This window comes from Hoeflea sp. Naph1, assembly GCF_046837775.1.
Taxonomy (GTDB): Bacteria; Pseudomonadota; Alphaproteobacteria; order Rhizobiales; family Rhizobiaceae; genus Hoeflea.
Genome location: NZ_CP177286.1, coordinates 2,292,721 through 2,315,581 on the forward strand (window position 1 = coordinate 2,292,721; position 22,861 = coordinate 2,315,581).

Annotated in this window: 20 protein-coding genes and 1 pseudogene; 19 read left to right on the top strand and 2 right to left on the bottom strand. The window is 61.9% G+C overall.

Annotated elements, in window-relative coordinates; genetic code table 11:
• The first annotated feature begins 141 nt into the window (after positions 1–141).
• Together ACK6D9_RS10875 and ACK6D9_RS10880 are read left to right on the top strand one after the other, a co-directional pair.
• A complete protein-coding gene (locus tag ACK6D9_RS10875) occupies positions 142–594 on the top strand; it encodes a YcgN family cysteine cluster protein (RefSeq protein WP_412051677.1) in 453 nt (150 codons plus the stop codon).
• 264 nt (positions 595–858) lie between these two features.
• Positions 859–1,020, top strand: coding sequence for a DUF1328 family protein (locus ACK6D9_RS10880; RefSeq protein ID WP_267652002.1), 162 nt, complete (start codon positions 859–861; stop codon positions 1,018–1,020).
• A gap of 13 nt (positions 1,021–1,033) precedes the next feature.
• On the opposite strand, the gene ACK6D9_RS10885 is transcribed toward ACK6D9_RS10880, so the two are convergent.
• A protein-coding gene (locus tag ACK6D9_RS10885; protein WP_412049012.1) for an IS5 family transposase occupies positions 1,034–1,785 on the bottom strand; the annotation gives its coding sequence in 2 pieces (ribosomal slippage) (positions 1,034–1,452 and positions 1,452–1,785; 753 coding nt in all).
• Positions 1,786–1,969: 184 nt separating this feature from the next.
• Positions 1,970–2,362 carry a GFA family protein gene (locus tag ACK6D9_RS10890; RefSeq protein ID WP_412051678.1) on the bottom strand — a complete coding sequence of 131 codons (393 nt, stop codon included), beginning with the start codon at positions 2,360–2,362 and terminating at the stop codon, positions 1,970–1,972.
• Positions 2,363–3,267: 905 nt separating this feature from the next.
• On the opposite strand from ACK6D9_RS10890, the gene ACK6D9_RS10895 reads away from it, so the two are divergent.
• The 17 genes and pseudogenes from ACK6D9_RS10895 to ACK6D9_RS10975 all read left to right on the top strand — a co-directional run bounded on the left by ACK6D9_RS10895 (position 3,268) and on the right by ACK6D9_RS10975 (position 22,860).
• The gene (locus tag ACK6D9_RS10895) at positions 3,268–3,939 is read left to right on the top strand and encodes a hypothetical protein (protein ID WP_412051679.1); all 672 of its coding nucleotides are present in this window, start codon (positions 3,268–3,270) and stop codon (positions 3,937–3,939) included.
• A 947-nt stretch (positions 3,940–4,886) separates the two neighbouring features.
• Positions 4,887–6,158, top strand: a complete 1,272-nt coding sequence (locus tag ACK6D9_RS10900; protein WP_412051788.1) for a DNA-packaging protein — start codon at positions 4,887–4,889, stop codon at positions 6,156–6,158.
• A gap of 80 nt (positions 6,159–6,238) precedes the next feature.
• Positions 6,239–6,544 (top strand): Dabb family protein, encoded by a 306-nt coding sequence (locus tag ACK6D9_RS10905; protein WP_412051680.1) that lies wholly within the window; start codon positions 6,239–6,241, stop codon positions 6,542–6,544.
• Between the two features lie 119 nt (positions 6,545–6,663).
• On the top strand, positions 6,664–7,842 hold the full coding sequence (locus ACK6D9_RS10910) for a phage portal protein (RefSeq protein ID WP_412051681.1): 1,179 nt from the start codon (positions 6,664–6,666) through the stop codon (positions 7,840–7,842).
• A 67-nt stretch (positions 7,843–7,909) separates the two neighbouring features.
• Positions 7,910–10,720 (top strand): annotated as a pseudogene (locus ACK6D9_RS10915) (glycoside hydrolase/phage tail family protein); the annotation flags it as partial.
• Positions 10,721–10,749: 29 nt separating this feature from the next.
• Positions 10,750–10,956, top strand: coding sequence for a hypothetical protein (locus ACK6D9_RS10920; protein WP_267652025.1), 207 nt, complete (start codon positions 10,750–10,752; stop codon positions 10,954–10,956).
• A gap of 151 nt (positions 10,957–11,107) precedes the next feature.
• The gene (locus tag ACK6D9_RS10925) at positions 11,108–11,353 is read left to right on the top strand and encodes a hypothetical protein (protein ID WP_412051789.1); all 246 of its coding nucleotides are present in this window, start codon (positions 11,108–11,110) and stop codon (positions 11,351–11,353) included.
• 136 nt (positions 11,354–11,489) lie between these two features.
• Complete coding sequence (locus ACK6D9_RS10930; protein ID WP_267652026.1) at positions 11,490–12,176, top strand: response regulator transcription factor; 687 nt, start codon at positions 11,490–11,492, stop codon at positions 12,174–12,176.
• A complete protein-coding gene (locus ACK6D9_RS10935) occupies positions 12,173–13,555 on the top strand; it encodes a sensor histidine kinase (RefSeq protein WP_412051682.1) in 1,383 nt (460 codons plus the stop codon). The genes ACK6D9_RS10930 and ACK6D9_RS10935 overlap by 4 nt, the downstream gene beginning before the upstream one ends.
• Before the next feature lie 153 nt (positions 13,556–13,708).
• A complete protein-coding gene (locus ACK6D9_RS10940) occupies positions 13,709–14,188 on the top strand; it encodes a hypothetical protein (RefSeq protein ID WP_322988304.1) in 480 nt (159 codons plus the stop codon).
• A 143-nt stretch (positions 14,189–14,331) separates the two neighbouring features.
• The gene (gene ccmI, locus ACK6D9_RS10945; RefSeq protein ID WP_412051683.1) at positions 14,332–15,927 is read left to right on the top strand and encodes a c-type cytochrome biogenesis protein CcmI; all 1,596 of its coding nucleotides are present in this window, start codon (positions 14,332–14,334) and stop codon (positions 15,925–15,927) included.
• Positions 15,924–16,403, top strand: a complete 480-nt coding sequence (ccmE, locus tag ACK6D9_RS10950) for a cytochrome c maturation protein CcmE (protein WP_322988302.1) — start codon at positions 15,924–15,926, stop codon at positions 16,401–16,403. The genes ccmI and ccmE overlap by 4 nt, the downstream gene beginning before the upstream one ends.
• A gap of 37 nt (positions 16,404–16,440) precedes the next feature.
• Complete coding sequence (locus ACK6D9_RS10955) at positions 16,441–18,423, top strand: heme lyase CcmF/NrfE family subunit (protein ID WP_412051684.1); 1,983 nt, start codon at positions 16,441–16,443, stop codon at positions 18,421–18,423.
• A gap of 5 nt (positions 18,424–18,428) precedes the next feature.
• Positions 18,429–18,908, top strand: coding sequence for a cytochrome c-type biogenesis protein (locus ACK6D9_RS10960; protein ID WP_412051790.1), 480 nt, complete (start codon positions 18,429–18,431; stop codon positions 18,906–18,908).
• Between the two features lie 35 nt (positions 18,909–18,943).
• The gene (locus ACK6D9_RS10965) at positions 18,944–20,173 is read left to right on the top strand and encodes an alpha/beta fold hydrolase (protein WP_412051685.1); all 1,230 of its coding nucleotides are present in this window, start codon (positions 18,944–18,946) and stop codon (positions 20,171–20,173) included.
• Between the two features lie 238 nt (positions 20,174–20,411).
• Entirely contained in the window at positions 20,412–21,977 is a 1,566-nt protein-coding gene (locus tag ACK6D9_RS10970; protein WP_412051686.1) for a Do family serine endopeptidase, read from the top strand.
• A gap of 205 nt (positions 21,978–22,182) precedes the next feature.
• Complete coding sequence (locus tag ACK6D9_RS10975; RefSeq protein WP_322988297.1) at positions 22,183–22,860, top strand: response regulator transcription factor; 678 nt, start codon at positions 22,183–22,185, stop codon at positions 22,858–22,860.
• Position 22,861 lies beyond the last annotated feature (1 nt).

The following is a 22,861-nucleotide window of genomic DNA, read 5'->3' on the forward strand; positions in this document are numbered from 1 at the left end:
CCTCGCCTGTTGCTTTTGTGGTCGCCGAAAAACAGCTGCCTATATTGCCCCTACGACCTATGCTTTTGGCCGATTTTCAGTCAAAGAACAAGTCAGATAAGCAAACCGACTCCTGCCGGAAAATAAAAAAGGACGCATATAATGGGCTCCAAGCCCTTCTGGAAAACCAAGACCCTGGACGAGATGAACGCCGCCGAATGGGAAAGCCTGTGCGATGGCTGCGGCCGTTGCTGTTTGAACAAGCTGGAGGACTGGGATACCGGCGAGATTGCCTGGACCAACATTGCCTGCCGGTTGCTCGACGGCTACACCTGCCGCTGCAAGGATTATCCCAACCGCCAGGCTATCGTGCCTGATTGCATCGGGCTGACGCCGGACCAGGTTGAAACCATTCCGTGGCTGCCGCCGACCTGCGGTTACCGGCTGGTGGCCGAGGGCCGTGATCTCTACTGGTGGCATCCGCTGGTGTCGGGCGATGCCGACACGGTGCACGAAGCCGGCGTTTCGGTGCGTGACCGCACCGTCAGTGAAACCGATGTCGAAGTTGAAGATTTCGAGGATTACCTGGTCGAATGGCCGGCCGAGGAGGCCTAGCCTCCGCCGGCGCTGGCGAGATTCCGGCGGCTCTATGCGTGCCGGCCGCAGCCCGTACACGCGCTTTATGTAACAAGCCCGAACCAGTTTTCTGTTGGCGATTTGACGGTCTCGCCATCGGTGCGCCGTCGCTTGTATCTCGCGGGTGGCGTTTGGGACCATCAGGGATCGGCGCGAGTACCGCTGAATATTTTGGAACGGGCGGCGGGAACCAATTCCGGCTTTCGGTGTTAACGCATTGTATTGCCAATGGAGGGTTGCCTTGTGATCAAATGGATTCTGATTTTGCTGATTGTCGCCGCTGTGGCCGGTCTGCTGGGCTTTGGCCGGTTGTCAGGCGCGGCACTGACCGGCGCAAAGTTCCTGATCGCCATCGTGCTGGTTCTGTTCCTGCTCGCTGTGCTCGGAATTATAGCCATCGCCTAGGGGCTGTTGACGTTTACCGTGTGTGAATGAGCGTTGCGGCAATTGAGATGAAGGCTTTGAAACTCTGGTCGGTTTTGCAAGAGCGCATTGCTATCCCTCTGTTTTCCTTCAGTTTGCCAAAGTAGTTTTCGATCAAATGCCGCCATTTGTAGGTTTCCTTGTCGAACTCTGCCGGGAACCTCCGGTTGGATTTTGGCGGTATGACCGGGGTTATGCCGCGATCCAGCAGGCCATTGCGCAGCCAATCCGCGTCAAAGGCCCTGTCCGCCAGCAAATATCCGGCGGACAAGCCGCTGATCAACGCATCGGTCTCGCGCAGATCATGAGCTTGCCCTGGCATCAGACAGAAATCGACGAGATTACCGAGCGCATCCGTCAGAGCCAGTATCTTTGTCGTTATGCCGCCGCGTGAGCGTCCAATGGCCTGGCAGAGAGTCCCCCTTTTGCGCCCTGACCCGAGCGATGAACCTTGACGATAGTACCGTCGATCATTGCGTATTCCAGATCGGCGTCTGAGGCTAATGCTTTGAACATACAATAGAAAGCATCCGCTTTGACCCATCTGCGGAACCGCTTGAATACAGAATTCCATTTGCCAAACTCACCCGGCAATTCGCGCCATTGCGCGCCCGTGCGGACGATCCAGAGGACTGCCTCCATGAAAAGTCGTGGGTCACGTCCGGTTTGTCCGGGATCGGTGGTTTTACCCAGGCAGTATGGTTCGATGATCGCCCATTGCGAATTGGATAGGACTCTTCGGGTCAAGGTTACTCTCCTCCGTTTGCAACCTTGAATCAGAAGTCAGGTGATTTGGGAATCCCGAACGTCAACAGCCCCTAGTCTGGTTTGCGCGACTCCTTACCCCCTGAGTGTACGCGCATCGAAACGGCCGCCGGTCCCCGCTCCCGGCGGCCGTTTTGCGTTTGTGGTCAGCAACCGGCACACGGCGTTAGTATTCGTAGCGGGTCGTCTCGTCGCTATCGCGGTCGTAGCTGTGTGCGAGGGGAAATGAGGGCAGCCAGGATTCACGGCGAACGGTCCAGAGTTCGTAGCTTGGCTGCAACTGGTCGGGCGCATCGAGCGAGCCCAGATTGATTTCGATCTCATCGTCGCTGCGGGAAAAAACCGACGAGCCGCAAGCCGGGCAGAAGTGCCGCCCGGCATAGCTGCCGGTTTCGCCCTTGATGGTGACCGCATCCTCGGGAAACACCGCTGAGGCATGAAACAGCGCTCCGTGATGCTTACGGCAACTCAGGCAATGACACAGGCCAACCCGGTAGGGCCGCCCCGACGCCACCAGCCGCACATTGCCGCAAAGGCACCCGCCGGTAAATTGGACCATGATGGGGCTCCTTTGAGATCAAGCGGGAAGAATGGCTATAGTCGACGGCGTTTTCATGGTGAGTGCGAATTGGCTTTTGGGGTGTGTAATTGCCAGCTAATGGATAGAACATGCATTCGGCGAATGAGGACGGTTCATCGAGCGAATTAGTGCCGTGTTGAACTGCTTCTCATCATGTCAATCCTGCCCGTCTGTCATCTTGAGTTACTCTCGTTTTCCCCAAGATCCCGGTCCGAAAAGGGGCATTCATGATTCGGAAATGCCCGACCTCTTGACGCATCCACCCGAGTCGCTGCTGTATTGATCTGTTCCCGCGACGGGGGCAGTAGCCCGAGGGTGCAACCTCATAATCTACTGCCCGCCATCTGGCCCGGGGGCTGGTGCAACCCTGTTACGGGTGCCTTCAGAGTCGTCGTCGGACTCTGTCGTAGTGGGGGCGGCTTGGTGCTGGTCCGGGGCTTCTCATCCATGGCCCAGTGGGTTCAATTCCCACCGCCTCCACCGTTGCTACCTTATTCACCTAATCTAAAAATCCAACCCGCCTAACGAGATTTTTCTTTGGATAGATCGGTATGTTACGTGAATATCAAAATAGGAAAATAATCCTTGACGGTGTGACGGTGCTCTGATAGGTTTATGTCATCGTCACGGATTTGCGCCGGGAACGGCGGTTGGGTCCGCCGGGTTTGGTGGGCGTCGAGTGACAAGATTGATATGTGCGTCAAGCGCCTCTGGTTCGTCCGGGGCGCTTTTTTGTTGGCTGGTTTACAGCGCCGCGCATCCGATCGGATGGGCAAAGGACGCCGTAACTCCGTGAAAGTGTGCATCGACGTTATCAGTTAACTGAATCCATATGAACGCGGCATGCATCAGGCCAGGATTGCAGGGAATTTGAGAGGTTTGCCATGATCGAGAGCTTTGCGGGTGTCGGGCCGAGCCGGCTGTCAGGTGCCAAGCCAATGGCGGCGGGCGAGGCGGTGCTGATCGATCGGTTGATTGATCTGGTGCTGGCGCTCGAGCCGTTCGAGATCAAGCAGGGGGAGCCGTTGGGTGCGCCTGGTTCGGCTGGACTTGACGCTGTTGAAGACAGTGCGGAGGTGGCGGGCAGGGGCGCCGGGCTGTCGTCGCGGAGTACCCGGGCGATGCTCAGGAGGATGCGCGCCGTGCTCGACCGCGAGGCGGCTCGGCTTGGCGACGACGGGCTCGAGGGCAAGGCGGCGGTGGACCAGGTGGCGCTGATCGCCCGGACGCTCGAAAAAATCGATCAGTTGGAACGGCTGATTGCCGAGGATGAAGCGCGCGCCGCCGGCACGACCCTGTCGGGCGAGGAGCGCGAGCAACTCAGGCAGACCGTAAGGCAACTGATCCTCGCCGCCGCCGCGCGGATGGCGGCTGAGCAGGCAGGTAAGCGGGACGGGATGCAGACCGGCACCCAGGAGGGTGGGGTCGGGGAGAGCGAGATTGACTCTGACACGGACGAGCCTGCAGAGCAGAGCATTTCGGATAGCGCTGGGGATAAGCCGATAGAGCACGACATTTCTAATGCCAATGGGGGTGACGACGTTTGCAGTGGCTGATGGCCGGTTGCGACGCAGCAACGGGGATGTCGGCAGTCGTAGAACTGGTGCAGAAATCGGACCCGGATGCGGCATCTGGTTGGCATCGCTCCACGGGGCGAAATGGTTCGTTTTTACCGGGCAGCTAAGAAAGTGCTGGCCTCCGCAGGCCACGACATTGCTTCGTTTGTCTGGCTCACGGCGAGAACAATGGAGGCTGGGGCGTGAGCGCCCCGAAGTCGAAAATCGTAGTCGGGCATTACAGCGCCGCGTATCCAATTGGAAGCGCAAAGGACGCTGAAATTTTTTGAAATGATGCATGTACGTTGTCGTTCAAATGAGTCCATTTGAACGCGACATGCACTGGTGGCAGGAGCAGGCGCATGACGGTTCGGTCGATGGCGGCAGCGTTGCGAGGCGGCGTGTGGGGGAACCCCGTGTCAGACCGCGCCAGACCGGTTGGCAACCTGCTGCTCTGTACGACGCAGGCAAAGTTGAATGGATGCAACGCACGGCACAGCGCAGGGCCGGACGATGTGCCCGAAATGTCGGAAGGCGCAAGTGGGCTGGAATTGCCAGATGCGCAATCAGACCTGGACAGGATCGGGAAGGGCGGTATGCCCGACACGGCGCAGACGCCGGAAGACAATAGCGAACAGGAACGGCTTGATACGCCAACACTGCTGGGGATCGGGGAAGCCTGTGTGCCGGAAGCGTCCGAAACACCGGAGCAGCTCGAAAGCGCCAGCGCGTTGGAACGTCCAGGTGTGCAGGAACTATCGGAGCTAACCTGCGCAAAGCGGCAAACCGACGACGTCCAGGTTGGATGGAATAACAACGTGATAGAGCGGATTGGTGACTCAATTTCGCAAGCTCCTGACTTGGGTGCCTCTGATCTGGGGGCGCTTGACCTGGACGGTAATATTCCGGGGGCCAATGATCCGCATGAGGCAGTCGACGCCGAAGCGCTGGTCGCGGCGCATGTGTTGCGATTTGACGATCGGGCGTTGCGGGACAATGCCGTGGATTGGCAGCTCTTGGCCCGGCCCGAGCAATTGCCGCCCGAGGGCGACTGGCGCACCTGGCTCTTGATGGGCGGGCGCGGTTCAGGAAAAACCCGCGCAGGCGCCGAATGGGTGCATGGGCTGGCTTCGGGTCTGATGCCGGGGCTTTCGGGCGACGGACGCATCGCGCTGGTGGCGGAAAGTTTTGCCGATGCGCGCGAGGTGATGGTTGACGGCGTGTCGGGCATTCTGGGGGTGGCGCGCGCCGAGCGGCCGGCCTTCGAGGCGACCCGGCGGCGGTTGCTGCGGCCCTCGGGCGCGGTGGCGCAAATGTTCTCGTCGGAAGACCCCGAAAGCCTGCGCGGTCCGCAATTCGATCTCGCCTGGGCCGATGAACTGGGCAAATGGCGCCACGCCCGCGACACCTGGGACATGCTACAGTTTGCGCTCCGGCTGGGCGCGCGGCCCCGGCAACTGGTGACGACCACGCCAAGGGCGACACCGTTGATGCTGACGCTGGTCAAGGACGTGGCCACGCGGGTTACGCGGATTCGCACCGAGGACAATCAGGCCAACCTCGCCAGCGGCTTTCTGGTGGCGATGCGCGCGCGCTATGGCGGCACCCGGCTGGGCCGGCAGGAGCTTGACGGTGAATTGATCGCCGACCGCGAGGACGGGCTGTGGCGGCGCGACCAGATCGAGGCGCTGGTGCTGCGCAAGCATGGTCCGCTCAGCCGTATCGTGATTGCCGTCGACCCGCCAGCCAATGGCGCGGCCAAATATTCGTGTTGCGGCATCGTTGCTGCCGGGCTGGCGGAAGATGGCCGGGCAATGGTGCTGGCCGACGGCTCGGTCGAGGGGGCGAGCCCCACCCGCTGGGCGCAGGCCGTGGCGCGGCTCTACCGTCGGTTTGATGCCGATTGCGTGGTGGCCGAGATCAACCAGGGTGGCGACATGGTGACCAGTGTGCTGAGGACCGTGGAGCCGACGCTGCCGGTCAAGACCGTGCGAGCGACGCGCGGCAAATATCTGCGCGCCGAACCGGTGGCAGCGCTTTACGAGCAGGGACGGGTTGCCCATGCCGGGCATTTTGCGGCGCTCGAAGACCAGATGTGCGATTTCGGCCCCGACGGGTTATCGTCTGGCCGCTCGCCCGACCGGCTCGATGCGCTGGTGTGGGCGCTGACCGAGCTGATGCTGACGCGCCACGGCGCGCCGCAGGTGCGGCATTTGTGAGCGGTTGTGCGAATGATGTTGCCAATTGGCGCCGATCGGTGGATCACCGAGTTATTGCCAGAATTGACAGGAAGATGCCCATGATCCGCCATATCGTGTTTTTCAGTGTGAGGAACCCCAAGGATCGCGACCGCGTCGAAAAGGGTCTCAACTTGCTGGCGCGAACACCGCATGCTCGGACTTTCGAGGTTGGCCGCAATATCGGCCACGATGCGATTTCCGAGCCGGTGGATTTCGTTGTCTATGCCGAGTTTGACGATGAGGCAGCTCTTTCAGCCTACAAGGCTGATCCGCTTTACCAGCACTCGATCGAGGTTGTCAGGCCACTGAGGGAATTGCGCATTGCCGCCGATTTCGTGAGCGGCGAGGGCGCCGCCCGGAACTGAGACTGACGCCGGCGTTCAAAACCGCGCCGCCAGAGTGACCATCGTGATGTGATTTTTGACCCCGCCCGGGCAGCCTCGGCGGGGTTTTTCGTTTCCGCAATCAGCACAAGGGTGAGGACATGGCATTCGGATTGAGGCTTCCCTGGACGCGGCGACAGCAACCGGCGCCGTCATCGGTGAAAAGCTGGGCCAGCGGCGCGATGGCGGCCCTTTCGGGTGAGGCCGGTGCGCGCTGGAGCGGCCGCAGCTACGCGGCGATTGCGCGCGAAGGCTTCATGCGCAACCCGGTCGCCCACCGCGCCACACGGATGATCGCCGAAGCCGCCGCCTCGGTGCCCTGGCTGGTATTTGACGGTGGCCGCGAACAGGAGCGCCACCCGGTGCTGGACCTGCTTAATCGTCCCGACCCGAACGGCGCCGGCGATGGCTCTTTCGAAACGCTCTACGGTCACCTGGTTCTCTCCGGCAATGCCTGGATCAACCCGGTGGGTACGACTGATCGGATTGCCGGGCTGCAATTGCTCAGGCCCGACCGGATGCGGGTGATCGCCGGACCAGACGGATGGCCGGTGGCCTATGAGCATCAGGCCGGCGGTCGGCGCCAGCGCTTTCCGGCAACGCCGGAGGAGGGACCGGGGCTGCTGCATCTCAAGCTGTTTCATCCGCTTGATGATCATCTGGGATTCGCGCCGCTAGAGGCGGCGATGATGGCGCTCGATCTGCACAATGCGGCAATGGGCTGGAACAAGGCGCTATTGGATAATTCGGCCCGGCCCTCGGGGGCGCTGGTCTACCAGCCCCGCGATGGCGGCAATTTGACCGACGAGCAGTACCAGCGGTTAAAGGCTGAACTCGAGGATGGTTATCAGGGCACCCGTCGCGCCGGACGGCCAATGCTGCTTGAGGGCGGGCTCGACTGGAAGGCGATGGGGCTGACGCCGCGCGACATGGATTTCATCGAAGCCCGCAATGGCGCAGCGCGCGATATCGCGCTGGCGCTGGGTGTGCCGCCGATGCTGTTGGGTATTCCCGGGGATCTCACCTACGCCAATTACCAGGAGGCCAACCGCGCCTTCTGCCGCCTCACGGTGCTGCCGCTGGTGGCCCGCACGGCCGCCGCATTTACCGCATGGCTGCAGCCAATTCATGGTTCCGGGCAGAGGGTTGATTACGACGCCGACCGCCTGCCGGGGCTTTCCGCCGAGCGCGACGCGCTGTGGCAACGAGTTGGCAACGCCGATTTCCTGACTGACGAGGAAAAGCGGGAAGCTGTTGGATATCAACGTGTTGCAGACTGAAGCGGAATCACATCCGCAAGCTCCTGAATCAAACTGTGAACGGCAGATAGCTACCTGGCAAGGAGGGTATCCCTTCGTGCTGATGGACATTGCAGCGGACAACGTGCTGCCCGACCCGCATGGCGGTATCGGCCAACCGGCCTATCCATGGCGCGGACGGATGACGGCAGCGCCGGCGCCGGGCGAACCCGGCAGCCCCGATGGCATGGCGGCGATGCGAGATGATATCGACAACATGTGTGGTGAGACGAGTGCCGCCGATTTCGCGATTACCGGCGGTATCGTGAGCTGGCTTGGCGGCGACGAGGGCTACCGGCGCTTCGTGCTGCACCATGCGGCACTGGCTGAAGCTGCCGGCGGTGTTGACGGGTTCATCGTCGGCTCCGAAATGATCGGGCTGACGCGTTTGCGGGATGGAAGCGGCGGGTTTCCCTTTGTCGATCAACTGATCGGGCTGGCAACCGAGGTCCGGGCGATGCTGGGACCGGAGACCACGCTGACCTATGCCGCCGACTGGAGCGAGTATACAGGCTATCGCCCTGCTGATGGCAGCGGCGATGTGATCTTCAATCTCGATCCGCTGTGGGCGCATCCGGCGATTGGCGCTGTCGGCATCGACAATTACATGCCGCTGAGCGACTGGCGCGACAGCGATCTCACTGTGGGCAACCCCGATGGCGCCCGCCATGCCAATGATGCTGCCGCCATGGAAGCGGCGATTGCCGGCGGCGAGGGATTTGACTGGTACTATCAGGACGAGTCCGGACGTAATGCCCGCGAGCGCCTGCCGATCAGCGACGGATTGGCGGGCAAGCATTGGCTCTACCGGGTCAAGGATCTGCGCGGCTGGTGGGAAAACCAGCATCTCGACCGCATCGGCGGCAGTGACGCCTCCGCGCCCAGCGCCTGGGTTCCCGGATCAAAGCCGTTCTGGTTCACCGAACTTGGCTGTCCGTCAGTCGACAAGGGCGCGGGGCAACCCAATCTGTTTCCGGACCCGAAGTCCTCGGAAGCAGCCCTGCCGTGGTTTTCCAATGGTGGCCGCGACGACCTTTCCCAGCGCAGTTTTCTTGAAGCGCATCTGGCGCATTGGGCGGGGCCGGACAATGCCGATGGCATGGTTGATCCCCGTCATATCCATCTGTGGAGTTGGGATGCGCGGCCGTTTCCGGCGTTTCCGTTGTCGCGCCAGATCTGGTCGGATGGCGACAACTGGCGCACCGGCCACTGGCTCAATGGCAGGCTCGGGGCGGTGGCGCTCAAGGACCTGATCGCCGCCCTCCTGATTGAGGCCGATTTTGACGCGTTTGATGTCGATCGGGTGGATGGAATGATCACCGGGCATGTGTTGTCGAGCCCGCTGTCGCCGCGCGCCGCACTGGAGCCATTGATGGAGGCATTTGCCATCGATGTGCGGGAAGGGCCTATGGGGCTGGAGTTTTCCTCGCGCTTGCGCATAGGCACTGCGGCGCGCGGGGTTGATGTTGTCGCCGAAGCCGATGAGGGGCCGCTTTTTGAGGAAATCCGCGGCGAAATCAGCGAATTTGCCAATGAGGCAGTTCTGCAGTTTGTCGATCCGCTGGCCGATCACGCCCCCGCCTCGGCACGATCGCGCAGGCTTGAAGGCGAGCCGCTGCGCCAGCGTGACCTGCCGCTGAGCATTGCAATCGATCCGGGATTGGCGCGGATGACTGCCGATCGCTGGCTGCACGATCACCGGATGCAGCGCCGGCGGTTGCGGTTTGCGCTGCCGCCGCAAGCGATCGCACTTCAGCCCGGCGATACGATCCGCTTGTTCTCCGACACGGCGCCGCGCGGTCTGTTCCGCGTCACCCGTATTGAGGACGGCGATTTGCGCCGGATCGAGGCGGTGTCGCATGCAGGGGCAGCGACTGCGGCGGCGGTGGAAAGCTTGCAGGACCGTGCGGCGGACGACGCCAACGCCTTTTTTGCCCCCGAAATTGTCTTTCTCGACCTGCCGGTACTCTCCGGAACGGAGGTAACGGCTTGGGCGCGGGCAGCCGGCCTGTCGCGGCCATGGCGCCGGGTGGCGCTGTCGAGTTCGGTGGAAGAAGAGGGCTATCGGCTGCGCACGACGCTGGATGCGCCAGCCCGGATCGGGCAACTGGCAACGCCGTTGCTGCCGGGCCTTGCCGAGGGAAGGCTCAACCGGAGCGGGGCGATTGAAGTCGATCTGGCATTTGGCGGACTGGCAACGGTGAGCCGGCTGGCGCTTCTCAACGGCGCCAATGCGGCTGCGGTGCGCTCGGTCACAGGTATCTGGGAAGTGCTTCAATTCGAGGTCGCTGAGGAAATCTCGCCCGGTCGCTGGCGGCTTGAAAACCTGTTGCGCGGGCAGGCCGGAACCGACGACGCCATGCGTGCAGGCGCGGAGGCCGGCGCCACCTTCGTGTTGCTCGATACCGCGGTCAGGCCGCTGGGCCTGTTGCCCGAGGAAGCGGGCCGCGATCTCAACTGGATTGCCGAACCTGCCGGTGCTGCCGCCCGTGGCGCGACGCCGCAGCTGTTTGCCGGCGGTGAGCGCGCGTTGATGCCGCTGTCGCCGGTGCATCTGAGCGCCCGCCGTCAGCCCGGTGGCGTGCTGTTTGACTGGATCCGGCGCGGCAGGATCGGCGCCGACAACTGGACGCCTGCGGAAATTGCCGATGACGAGGGCAGCGAGCGCTATCGGGTGGAACTGCTTGATGCAGGGGCAGTGCTGCGCAGCATCGAGGTGGATTACCCGCAATGGCTCTATTTCGATGCCGACGAACTCGCTGATTTCGGCGCGCCGCAGACCGAATTGACGCTGCGGGTGGCCCAGGCCGGCAAGTTCCTGCCTTGGGGCGTGGCCCGGACTGCCACGCTCCGACCTTGAAATTTCAACAACATGAAAGGATATGTGTGATGTCAGAGACAAAACCCTGGTGGCAATCACGAACCTTGTGGGGCGCCATTGTAACGCTCGGCTCAGCGGCGCTCGGGCTTGCCGGTATGGAATTCGGCGCCGGTGACCGTGAAGCCCTGATCGAATTATTGACCTCGCTGGGCGCGGCGGTCGGCGGTCTGATCGCCGTGGCTGGCCGGATTTCCGCCAAACACAGGATCGGCTAAGGTGTAATCCATGAACCGCCCGCCTGATCCATTCATTTGCGGTTCAGGCGGGATATTGTATCAATCGCCTCAAGTACAAACACGAACCGCTTTAGGGCTGATCATGATCGCGAATATTCTCAGTGTTGGTTTAATTGTCGCGCAGGCCGCCATGGCAACGCCGCTGGCAGCCGATATGGGTGCGCCTGTCGGCACCGCTCCTGACGGAACCGCCATCGAGCGCGTGGCCGCTGATTGTTCCGGCGCCGCCGCGCAGGTGGTGGGCCAGACCGGCGGGCAATTGCTGTCGGCCTCGGCCGAGACGCAAGGCGGCAAAGTGGTCTGCGTGATCACCGTGCTGGTGCCAGGCAACGGCTCCGAACGTCCCAAGAAAGTTACGGTGTCGGTCCCCCAATAGATCAGAGGCGTACGGTCCGCGCGCCTTCCGGTGCAGCGGATAGGCTTGGGCACAATGCGCGAGTCGGTGCATGATGCAGGCCACCGCCAGAAAATTCTGGCAGGCCGAAGAGGCAACAAAGCGGGAGCAAGTTCAGGTGCGCATTCTAATCGTTGAGGATGACAAGGATCTCAATCGCCAGCTTGCCGAGGCGCTGGAGGAGCAGGCCTATGTGGTCGACCGCGCCCATGACGGCGAGGAAGGCCATTTTCTTGGCGATACCGAGCCCTATGACGCGGTGATCCTCGATATCGGCTTGCCGGAAATGGACGGTGTGACGGTGCTCGAGAAATGGCGCGCCGACGGTCGGATTATGCCGGTGCTGATTCTGACTGCCCGCGATCGCTGGAGCGACAAGGTTGCCGGCATCGATGCGGGTGCCGACGACTACGTCACCAAACCGTTTCATGTCGAGGAAGTGCTGGCGCGGATCCGCGCCTTGATCCGCCGCGCTTCCGGGCACGCCAGTTCCGAAATTGCCTGCGGTTCGGTACGGCTCGACACCAAGGCCTCCAAGGCGAGTGTCGATGGGGTGACGCTGAAGCTCACCAGTCACGAGTTCCGGCTGCTCTCCTATCTCATGCACCACATGGGCGAGGTGGTGTCGCGCACCGAACTGGTCGAACACATGTACGATCAGGATTTCGACCGTGATTCCAACACCATCGAAGTGTTTGTCGGGCGTCTGCGCAAGAAGATCGGGGTTGAACTGATCGAGACGGTACGCGGGCTCGGCTACCGCATGACGCCACCCGAGGGGGCAGGTACGGGCAAGACCGGATGAAGCGTGGATCTCTTACCGCGCGCGTCCTGCTGTTTGCCTCGATCTGGGTGGCGGTTGCCCTGGTTGTTATCGCCATCGTCATTTCCCAACTGTACCGCTCAGGCAGCGAGCGCGCCTTTGGTGACCTGCTGCGGGCGCATCTCAACAGCGTCATCAATGCCGTGACGATTGATTCCAGACGCCATCTTTCGGGCCGTCCGCAATTGGGAGATCTGGTGTTTGATCAACCCGGCAGCGGCTGGGTCTGGCTGGTCGAACCGCTGGGCGGCGTCAGCAGCCCGCGATTGGCTTCGATCTCGATCGGCGAGGCGACGCTGCCATCACCCCCGGTTGCCGAGGTTCCCTTCGATGACCGCTATCTGCGCTTCTACAGGAGCACTGACGGTTTCGGCAATCAGCTCGAGGTGGTGGAAACCGAAGTCGAACTCGATAACCAGGGCCGCGCTGCACGGTTTCGGGTGACGGCCAACCGTGATGTGCTTGAAGCGGAAATCTCCGCGTTTTCAACCAATCTTTATCTGGCGCTGGCCCTGTTCGGGATCGGCAGCCTGCTGATCAATGCGGTGGCGATCCTCTACGGCCTCAGGCCGCTTGATGGGGCGCGCCAGGCGTTGGGGCGGATCAGGGCAGGCGAGGCGGACCGGCTCAACGGTTCATTCCCGAGGGAAATCGCGCCGCTGGCGGGCGAGATCAATGCGCTGATCGATGCCAATCACCGGGTGATCGAGCGCGCCCGCATGCAGGTCGGAAATCTGGCGCATTCGCTCAAAACACCGATTGCCGTGCTTCTCAACGAATCGCGCGACATGACGCCGGCGCATGCCAAGCTGGTTCGCGCTCAGGCTGAAACCATGCAGGCGCAGGTTCAGACTTATCTCGACCGCGCCCGCATCGCCGCCCAGCGCGGCAGTGTGCTGGCGCGAACCGAAGCGGCTCCGGTGATCGAGCGACTGGTGCGGGTGATGGCCAAGCTCAACCGCGAGATCAGTTTTTCCGCCGATATCGAACCGGCCGACGCGGTGCTCGCCATGGAAACGCAGGATCTGGAAGAAGCGCTCGGCAATCTGGTGGAAAATGCCGCCAAATTTGCCCGCACCAATGTTGTCGTCCGGCTGCGTCCGGTGCCGGTATCGGAAGGGCAGGCGGCAATGTTCCGGATCGATATCGACGATGACGGTCCGGGGCTCGACGAGACGCAAATGAGGGAGGCGGTCAAGCGCGGGCGCAGGCTTGACGAAACCAAGCCCGGCACCGGCCTTGGCCTGTCGATCGTTGACGAGATTGCCGCCGAATACAAGGGCAGTTTCACGCTGGCGAGCACCGCATCGGGCGGGCTGTCGGCGCGGCTGACATTGCCCGGGTTGAAACTTGATGGCTGAGCCCATGACGCCAAAGTGACCGGAATACCATCGATTCCGGTAGGGCGTTGGGGCAAGATGACGTAGTTGACCACGTGTGCGGTGGAAGGGCGACGTCACAATGCGGCCACAGCAAGGCGGCAAGAAGATCAAGCGTGGCTACGATCGGCAGAAATGCCGCGCAAGGACAAGGATGATGACGGCATGGCCTATTCAGTGACGAGACTGGCAAAGTTTGTCTGTATTGCTGCGCTTTCCGCGGTGGTTGCGGGCTGTATCAGCGCCAATAGTCCCAAGCCGCTGGCATTTGCATCGATCACCCGACCCGCAGTTGCCAGCAGCGATACCATTTTGGGGGCGCTCAACAACGGTATTCTGCCGCAAAGCGCCGTCAACGGCCTGTCGAAGCCGGAAAAACTGCGGGCGCTGGAAGCCGAGTATCAGGCGCTTGAAAAGACCCCGTTGGGCCAGAAGGTCGCCTGGGCAAGCCCGGTCGGCGGCGCCTCGGGTGAGGTAACGGCAGGCACGCCCTATCAGGTCGGCCAGCAGAATTGCCGTCAGTACACCCACACGGCCACCATCAGGGGCGCGCCGGTGACCGGCCAGGGGGCTGCTTGCCGCAACCCCGATGGCAGCTGGACACCGCTCAGCTGATCATCGTCTGTTGATGCTCGCAACCGGGCGATGAGTGCGGTAAGTGCAGATAATGCCGACAGCGAACGCGACCAAACGCCCCATTGTTGTGCAGAGCGCCGTTTGCGGTTGGAAATTGAACCATGCTCGGATATTGAAGCCACATGTTATTTTGGGTGATTGCAGCTGTCATGACCGCCGTCGCGACCCTGGTCCTGCTGGGACCATTGGCGCGTGCACGTTCGCAATCGGCGGATGTTCCGGAACTTCATGATGTGGAAGTCTATCGGGACCAGTTGGCCGAGGTTGACCGCGACCTTGCCGGCGGCCTCGTCGAGCCGACGCAGGCGGAGGTGGCGCGCACCGAGATCTCGCGCAGACTGCTGGCTGCAGCGCGCAAGAGCGATGCCGCCGAAGCAGGTGTCGGCAGTCACAACAACCGCGGTTTGCGCCGCGCGGCGATCGTGTTGGTCGCCTTGTTCATGCCGTTGGCGGCCCTGACTGTCTACCTTGAAATCGGACGGCCCGACCTGCCGCAATTGCCGCTGGCTGCCCGGCTGCAGGCTGATCCCGAAAATGTCGACATCGCCATGCTGGTAAACCGCGCCGAACAGCACCTGGCGGGCAACCCCGATGATGGCAGGGGGTGGGAAGTGCTTGGTCCGATTTATCTCAGGACCGGACAGTTCCCCGAATCAGTCGCAGCCTTCCGCAAGGCGGTAGCCCTTCTCGGGCCATCGGCAGGGCGGTTGTCTAACCTCGGGGAAGCCTTGTATTCGGAGGCCGGCGGCGTCGTTACCGAGGAGGCCGGGCTGGCGTTCCAGACGGCGCGCGAACTCGATCCCAGCGATCCAAAACCGCAGTTTTTCCTGGCACTGGCATTGTCGCAGTCAGGCAAGCGCGAGGCGGCGCTGTCTGCCTTTTCTGTCATGGCAGATAACGCACCGGTGGATGCCCCCTGGCTTCCCGCCGTGCGAACCCGTATCGCCGAATTGCAGGCTGATTCCGGCCCGGCGCCCGGCCCACTGTCGGGTGCCGGGTCGATGCCGCGCGGACCATCGGCAGCAGATATTGCTGCCGCCCAGGACATGAGTCCGGAAGATCGGCAGGCGATGATTGGCACGATGATCGCCGGCCTGGAAGCTCGGCTTGCTGAAAATCCCGACAATATCGAAGGCTGGCTGCGTCTGGTGCGTTCGCTTGTCGTATCCGGTGAACGGGATCGGGCGCAGACCGCGCTGGATCGCGCCTTTGCCGTGTTTGCGACCCCCGGCACAGACAACCAGCGGCTGGTCACGATTGCCGAGGAACTAGACTTAGGTGCCACTGCCACGCTCGGTGGTGTGCCGATGGCGCCACCCAAGCCGGCCTTGCAATCTGCCCCGAGCAAACCGGCCGCGGCGCTCGGTACGCCGTTTATCCTGCCGGAGGCCGATCCGGGCACGGCCAATGCTGCCACACAGGCTGTAGGGCCAAGCGAGGCCGACATTGCTGCCGCTGACAGCATGCCGGCCGAAGATCGTATGGCCATGATTCGCGGCATGGTGGAATCGCTTGATGCCAAGCTTGGCGAGAATCCCGACAATATGGAAGGCTGGCTGCGGTTGGTACGCTCCTATGCGGTGCTGGGTGACCCTGGAGCGGCGGGCGCGGCGTTGCAGAAGGCTTCGGTGACGTTCCCCGGCGACAGCGAAGGCGGCCGGGCACTTGCCGAACTCGCTGCCGAATTGGGCCTCAACGTTGGAATGGATAGCCAATGAACCGCAAGCAGAAGAGATTGATGATCATTGCCGCAGGTGCAGTATTTCTGGTGGGCGCAGCTGCACTGGTCACCTCTGCGCTGCGCGAGCAGATCGTATTCTTCAATTCACCCACTGACGTGCTGGCGCAACCGCTGGCGCCGGGCACGCGGGTGCGGCTAGGCGGACTTGTCGAGGAAGGCTCGGTAGAGCGCGGCGAGAATTCAACGGTAACCTTTGCCGTCACCGATACCAACGCATCGGTGAAGGTGCACTATGTCGGCATCCTTCCCGACCTGTTCCGCGAGGGGCAGGGAGTGGTGACGGAAGGAACATTCTCGCCCGAGCAGGGCATCTTCGAAGCCGATATGGTGCTGGCCAAGCATGATGAGAATTATATGCCCAAGGAAGTCGCCGACGCGCTTAAGGCGCAGGGCGTCTGGCAGGAAGGCGACCCGACGCCGGGCGTCGGGGATCAACCCGCATCCGCCAACTGACCGTCATTGACGCCGCTGCGGCAAAGGAGAAAACGCCATGATAACCGAGATCGGCCATTTCGCCCTTGTTCTTGCCCTGGCGACGTCGGTGGTCCAGTCGCTGGTGCCGCTGATCGGCGCGCGCCGTAGGGATGCAAGCCTGATGGCCGTTGGCCCGACCGCAGCGCTGACCACGTTGATGCTGGTGGCGATTTCGTATGTGGCGCTCACCAATGCCTACGTGACATCGGATTTCTCGGTTCGAAACGTCATCGAGAACTCGCATTCGCTCAAGCCGATGCTCTACAAGATCACCGGCGTATGGGGCAATCACGAAGGCTCTATGCTGCTGTGGCTGCTGATTCTGGCGCTGTTCTCCGGACTGGTGGCGGTGTTTGGCCGCAACCTGCCTGATACGCTCAAAGCCAATGTGCTTTCGGTTCAGGCCTGGATCACCGTGGCGTTTCTGCTGTTCGTGCTGCTGACTTCGAACCCGTTCGCGCGGGTTGATCTGCCGCCGATAGAAGGCAATGACCTCAACCCGATCCTTCAGGATGTTGGGCTGGCGATCCACCCGCCGTTGCTCTATCTCGGCTATGTCGGCTTCTCGATCTCCTTTGCCTTTGCCATCGCCGCGCTGATCGAGGGTCGCATCGATGCGGCCTGGGCGCGCTGGGTTCGGCCCTGGACATTGGCGGCGTGGGTCTTCCTGACCGCCGGCATCGCGATGGGTAGCTACTGGGCCTATTATGAGCTTGGCTGGGGTGGTTGGTGGTTCTGGGATCCGGTGGAAAACTCCTCCTTCATGCCCTGGCTGGTCGGCACCGCGCTGCTGCATTCGGCACTGGTGATGGAAAAGCGTGAAGCGCTGAAGATCTGGACCGTACTGCTGGCTATCCTGACGTTTTCGTTTTCGCTGCTCGGCGCCTTCCTGGTCCGATCCGGGGTGCTGACCTCGGTGCACTCCTTTGCTTCCGATCCGGTTCGCGGCGTCTTCATCCTGCTCATACTGGTGGTCTTCATTGGCGGCGCACTGGCGCTGTTCGGCCTGCGCGCCGGCTCGCTGAAAGCGGGCGGCATCTTTGCCCCGATTTCGCGTGAAGGGGCGCTGGTGCTCAACAACCTGTTTTTGACAACGGCGGCCGCCACGGTTTTGATCGGCACACTCTATCCGCTGTTGCTGGAAGCCACGACCGGGACCAAGATTTCCGTCGGCCCGCCGTTCTTCAACCTGACGTTCGGTCCGTTGATGGTGCCGCTGTTGCTGGCGGTGCCGTTCGGGCCGTTGCTGGCCTGGAAACGGGCTGATCTGGCAGGCGCCGCGCAACGGCTTTATTTCGCCGCAGGTATTGCGGTGTTGGTGGGGCTTGGCGTGGTGTACCTGCGTACCGGCGCGCCGGTGCTGGCGGGGCTGGGCATTGCGCTCGGCACCTTCCTGATCTTTGGCGCTTTCACCGACCTTGCCTTGCGTTCGGGGGTCGGCCGACTGCGTCCGGGCGTGGCTTGGGCTCGTCTGATCGGTCTGCCGCGCTCGGCTTTTGGCGCAGCATTTGCGCATATGGGGCTTGGCGTTGCCGTCATCGGCATTATCGCGGCGAGCACGATGTCCACCGAATCGGTGGTCGCCATGAACCCTGGCGACACCACGCCGGTGGCTGGTTATGATCTGCGCTTCGACGGCCTGCGCGAGATTGCCGGGCCCAATTACACAGCGCAACAGGGCGAGTTCACCGTGTCCCGGGGTGGGGTAGTGGTTGACACGATCAGTGCTGCTAAGCGGTTTTATCCGGCTCGCGGCATGCCGACCACCGAGTCGGGAATCCTCACATTCGGCGCCAGCCAGCTGTACATTTCGCTGGGCGAACTCGATCCGAATGGCGGAATGGTGGTGCGGATCTGGTGGAAATCGCTGGTCACGCTGATCTGGTTTGGCCCGATCCTGATGATGATCGGCGGTTTGTTTTCGCTGTCCGACCGGCGTCTGCGCATCGGCGCTCCGAACCGTGCACGCGCCCGTAAACAAGCCGGAGCAACGGCATGATCCTGCTGCGCCAGGCGCTGGCTTTGTTGTTGTTGACGTTTGCGCTGGCGTCGCCTTCATGGGCGGTCAATCCCGATGAAGTGCTTGATGATCCGGTGCTGGAAAACCGCGCCCGCATCCTCTCGAAAGAGTTGCGTTGCATGGTTTGCCAGAACCAGTCGATCGACGATTCCAATGCCGAACTGGCGCGTGATCTGCGGGTTCTGGTGCGTGATCGGCTGGTAGCCGGCGACAGCGATGAGGCGGTGCTTGATTATGTCGTCTCGCGCTATGGTGAATTCGTGCTGCTCAAGCCGCGGATCACCTTGCAGACCCTGATGTTGTGGGGCGGCCCGGCGCTGATCCTGCTGATCGGAGGGGTCGCCATGGCGGTGCTCAGTCGCGGTCGGTCCCGTGCGGCAAGCGCCACCGGAACTTCCGGGCTGAGCGAGGCTGAACAACTCGAGCTCGCGAAACTGTTGAAAGACCGTGATCAACAGGCCTGATATGCAAGTCCTTTGATCAGACAAAGGGGCACATTATGACTGCACACACCATTCGCGCGGATTTCGAAGGCCATTCCGGGGCCAAGCTGGCGGCGCGGCTCGATCTGCCCGCCGGCGCGATTCGCGCCTGGGCGCTGTTTGCGCATTGTTTCACCTGTTCCAAGGACACGCTTGCCGCCCGCCGGATTTCCGGTGAACTGGCGCGCGCCGGCATTGCCGTGATGCGTTTCGATTTCACCGGGCTCGGCTCAAGCGACGGTGAATTTGCCTCCACCAATTTCTCCTCCAATGTCGCCGACCTGCGCGCCGCCGCTGATTGGTTGGCCAAGCATTATGATGCGCCGGAAATTCTGGTCGGCCATTCGCTGGGTGGCGCCGCCGTGCTGGCGCTGGCCGGTGACCTGCCATCTGTCAAGGCGGTGGTGACGATTGGCGCGCCGTCTGAAGCGAGCCATGTGATCCAGAATTTCGGCAGCCGTGTCGATGAAATCGCCGCCAAGGGCGAAGCCGAGGTCAATCTCGGCGGACGCACCTTCACCATTCAGAGCCAGTTCGTCGAGGATCTCAACGCCACCAGCCTGGCCGAACGCATCGGCGGCATGAAAAAGGCACTGTTGGTGTTGCACGCCCCGCGCGATCAGGTGGTGGGTATCGATAACGCCAGTGCCATCTTCGTCGCCGCCAAGCATCCCAAGAGCTTTGTCTCGCTTGATCGCGCCGATCATCTTCTCACCAACCCTGCGGACGCCAATTATGTTGCCGGGGTGATCGCCTCCTGGGCCACGCGCTATCTGGTCAGCGAAGCGCCCCGGACTGAAAATGCGCCGGTCGAGGATGTGGTGGTCGGCGAAACCGGGCAGGGCAAGTTCCAGGTTTCGGTTCAGGCCGGACCGCACCGGTTTTTGGCCGATGAACCGGCCGGCGTCGGCGGTTCCGACACCGGGCCTACGCCCTATGACCTGGTTGCCGCCGGTCTGGGGGCCTGCACGGCGATGACCTTGCGCATGTATGCCCGGTTCAAGAAAATCGACCTCGGTCTCGTCACCGTCACGGTAAGCCACAACAAGGTGCATGCCGCCGATTGCCTCGAGTGCAGCGAAAGCGAACGCGCCAAAGGCGGCAAGATCGACCGTTTCGAGCGGATAATCTCGATTGATGGCGGCGCGCCGGCGGAACTTGCGGACAAGGTCATCGAAATCGCCAACAAATGTCCGGTTCACCGCACGCTGGAACATGGTGCAAAGGTCGTCACCCGGCTCGAGTAACTGCATCGGGTCAGGGCGGTTGCAACCGCGGCTCGGACCGGTTTTGCCGCTGGCGCTGCCGACAATTGGTGGCGTCCGGATAACTTTGGCCGCGCGCAGTGGCGCTGATCGGGACGCTGGCGCGGCGCAAACATTACAAAGGTTTAATGATCTGGAAAGCTTGTCGTAAGTGAAGGAGACCTATGTGTAACTGACAAGAGCCGGAACTCGGCTTTGCAGATAACAAAGAGGTTGAGCCATGTCGCAGTCCCCCCGCAAGATTTCCAAGACCTTCCTGACTACCACCGCTATCGCCGGTATTGCCGCCGCGATGCTTGCCACTGGCATGCCCGCGCCAACCGGTAGTGCGCTTGCCGATGCGGTGCGCGTTGAAGCGCCCCAGGCTCCGAGCTTTGCCGATGTGGTCGAGGCAGTATCTCCGGCAGTCGTGTCGGTGAGGGTTCAGGCGAAGGTGAAAGAGGTCTCTGATGACAGCACCTTCGGTTTCGATTTCGATGGCAAGGGTTTTGACGACCTGCCCGACGACCATCCGATGAAGCGGTTCTTCAAGGAATTCCGCCGTGGCTTTGGCGACGACCAGGCTGAAGGAGACCGCCGCGCCGAGCGTGATCACCGCGGCCCCAAGGGCAAGAACCGTCCAGGACGCGTGCGCCCGGTTAGCCAGGGTTCGGGCTTCTTCATCTCGGAAGATGGCCTGTTAGTGACCAATAACCATGTTGTTGAAGATGGCTCCGCTTTCACCGTCATCATGGATGATGGCACCGAGCTCGACGCCAAGCTGATCGGCCGCGACAAGCGCACCGATCTTGCCGTGCTCAAGGTCGAAGACGATCGAAAGTTTACCTATGTCGATTTTGCCGATGACTCAAAGATCCGCGTCGGCGAATGGGTGGTTGCTGTCGGCAACCCGTTTGGCCTTGGCGGCACTGTTACCGCCGGCATCGTTTCTGCCCGCGGTCGTGACATCGGCGCCGGCCCCTATGACGACTTCATCCAGGTCGACGCTGCCGTCAACCGCGGCAATTCCGGTGGTCCGACCTTCAATCTCAATGGTGAAGTGATCGGCATTAACACCGCCATCTTCTCGCCGTCGGGCGGCAATGTCGGTATTGCCTTTGCAATTCCCGCTTCCACCGCACGCACCGTGATCAACGATTTGATCAAGGACGGATCGGTAGAGCGCGGCTGGCTTGGCGTACAGATCCAGCCGGTCACCGATGACATTGCCGAATCCCTCGGCCTGTCCGAGGCCAAGGGCGCTCTGGTGACACAGCCACAGGATGGTGCACCCGCCGCCAAGGCCGGCATCGAGGCTGGCGATGTGGTCACCGCGGTCAACGGCGACGCGGTCAAGGATCCGCGCGAACTGGCCAAGAAGATCGCAGCGATGGATCCGGGCAAGAGCGTCGATATCACCATCTGGCGTAACGGCAAGTCCGAGAGCGTCAAGGTTGAACTGGGTGAACTGCCCACGGACATGGCGTCATTGTCGCCTGACGAGGACAATGCACCTTCGGCCCCGCAGGCTGAAGCAACACTCGACAGCTTTGGCCTGACCGTGGTGCCGGCAGAGACCGGCAGCGGCCTTGTCATTACATCGGTCGAGCCCGATAGCGTCGCCGACGAACGCGGCCTTCGTGCCGGCGATCTTATACTGGGTGTCAACAACCAGGATGTCTCTAAGGCCAGCGATGTGGTGGCGATCATCGATGCCGCCGCCAAGGATGGCCGTAAGGCAGCACTGTTCCATGTCGAAAATGACAACCGGTCGCGCTTTGTCGCGTTGCCGATCGAACAGGGCTGATGTCCCCCGGCTTTCGGTGACGCATTGCGCGCACCGAAAGCCGACACGCGGCGGGCTGCCCCCTATTGGCCCGCCGCGCCTGTCATCTTTCGCACGATATTTCCCCACACCTTCTCGCCGGGCTACGCCTGCGCCATGCAGCCGGCAGCCTTGATCCCCGGCCACCGAGCTTGCGGCTGGCGCGGCAGTCGCTAGGATCGCACTTATGAAGATTCTCATCATCGAAGACGATCTGGAAACGGCAGCCTATCTCTCCAAGGCATTCCGCGAGGCGGGGATCACCATCGATCACGCCAGCGATGGTGAGTCCGGTTTCTTTCTCGCCTCGGAAAACGATTACGATGTGCTCGTGGTCGATCGCATGCTGCCCAAGCGCGACGGTCTTTCGATCATCAGCGAACTGCGCAGCAAGGGCGACGACACGCCGGCGCTGATTCTGTCCGCACTCGGCCAGGTAGATGACCGGGTCACCGGCCTGCGCGCTGGCGGCGACGACTATCTCACCAAGCCTTATGCCTTTTCCGAACTGCTCGCCCGGGTCGAAATTCTTGGCCGCCGCAAGGGCGGACGCGACCAGGAAACCGTTTACCGGGTTGGCGATCTCGAGCTTGACCGGTTGAGCCACGAGGTGCGCCGCGCCGGCCAGCAAATTCCGCTGCAGCCGCGCGAATACCGGTTGCTCGAATACCTGATGAAGAACGCGGGGCAGGTCGTCACCCGCACCATGCTGCTCGAGCATGTCTGGGATTATCATTTTGACCCGCAGACCAATGTCATCGACGTGCATATTTCGCGCCTGAGATCAAAAATCGAAAAGGATTTTGACGAGTCGCTGCTCAGAACCGTGCGCGGCGCCGGGTACATGATGAAAGCCGGGGGGTGAT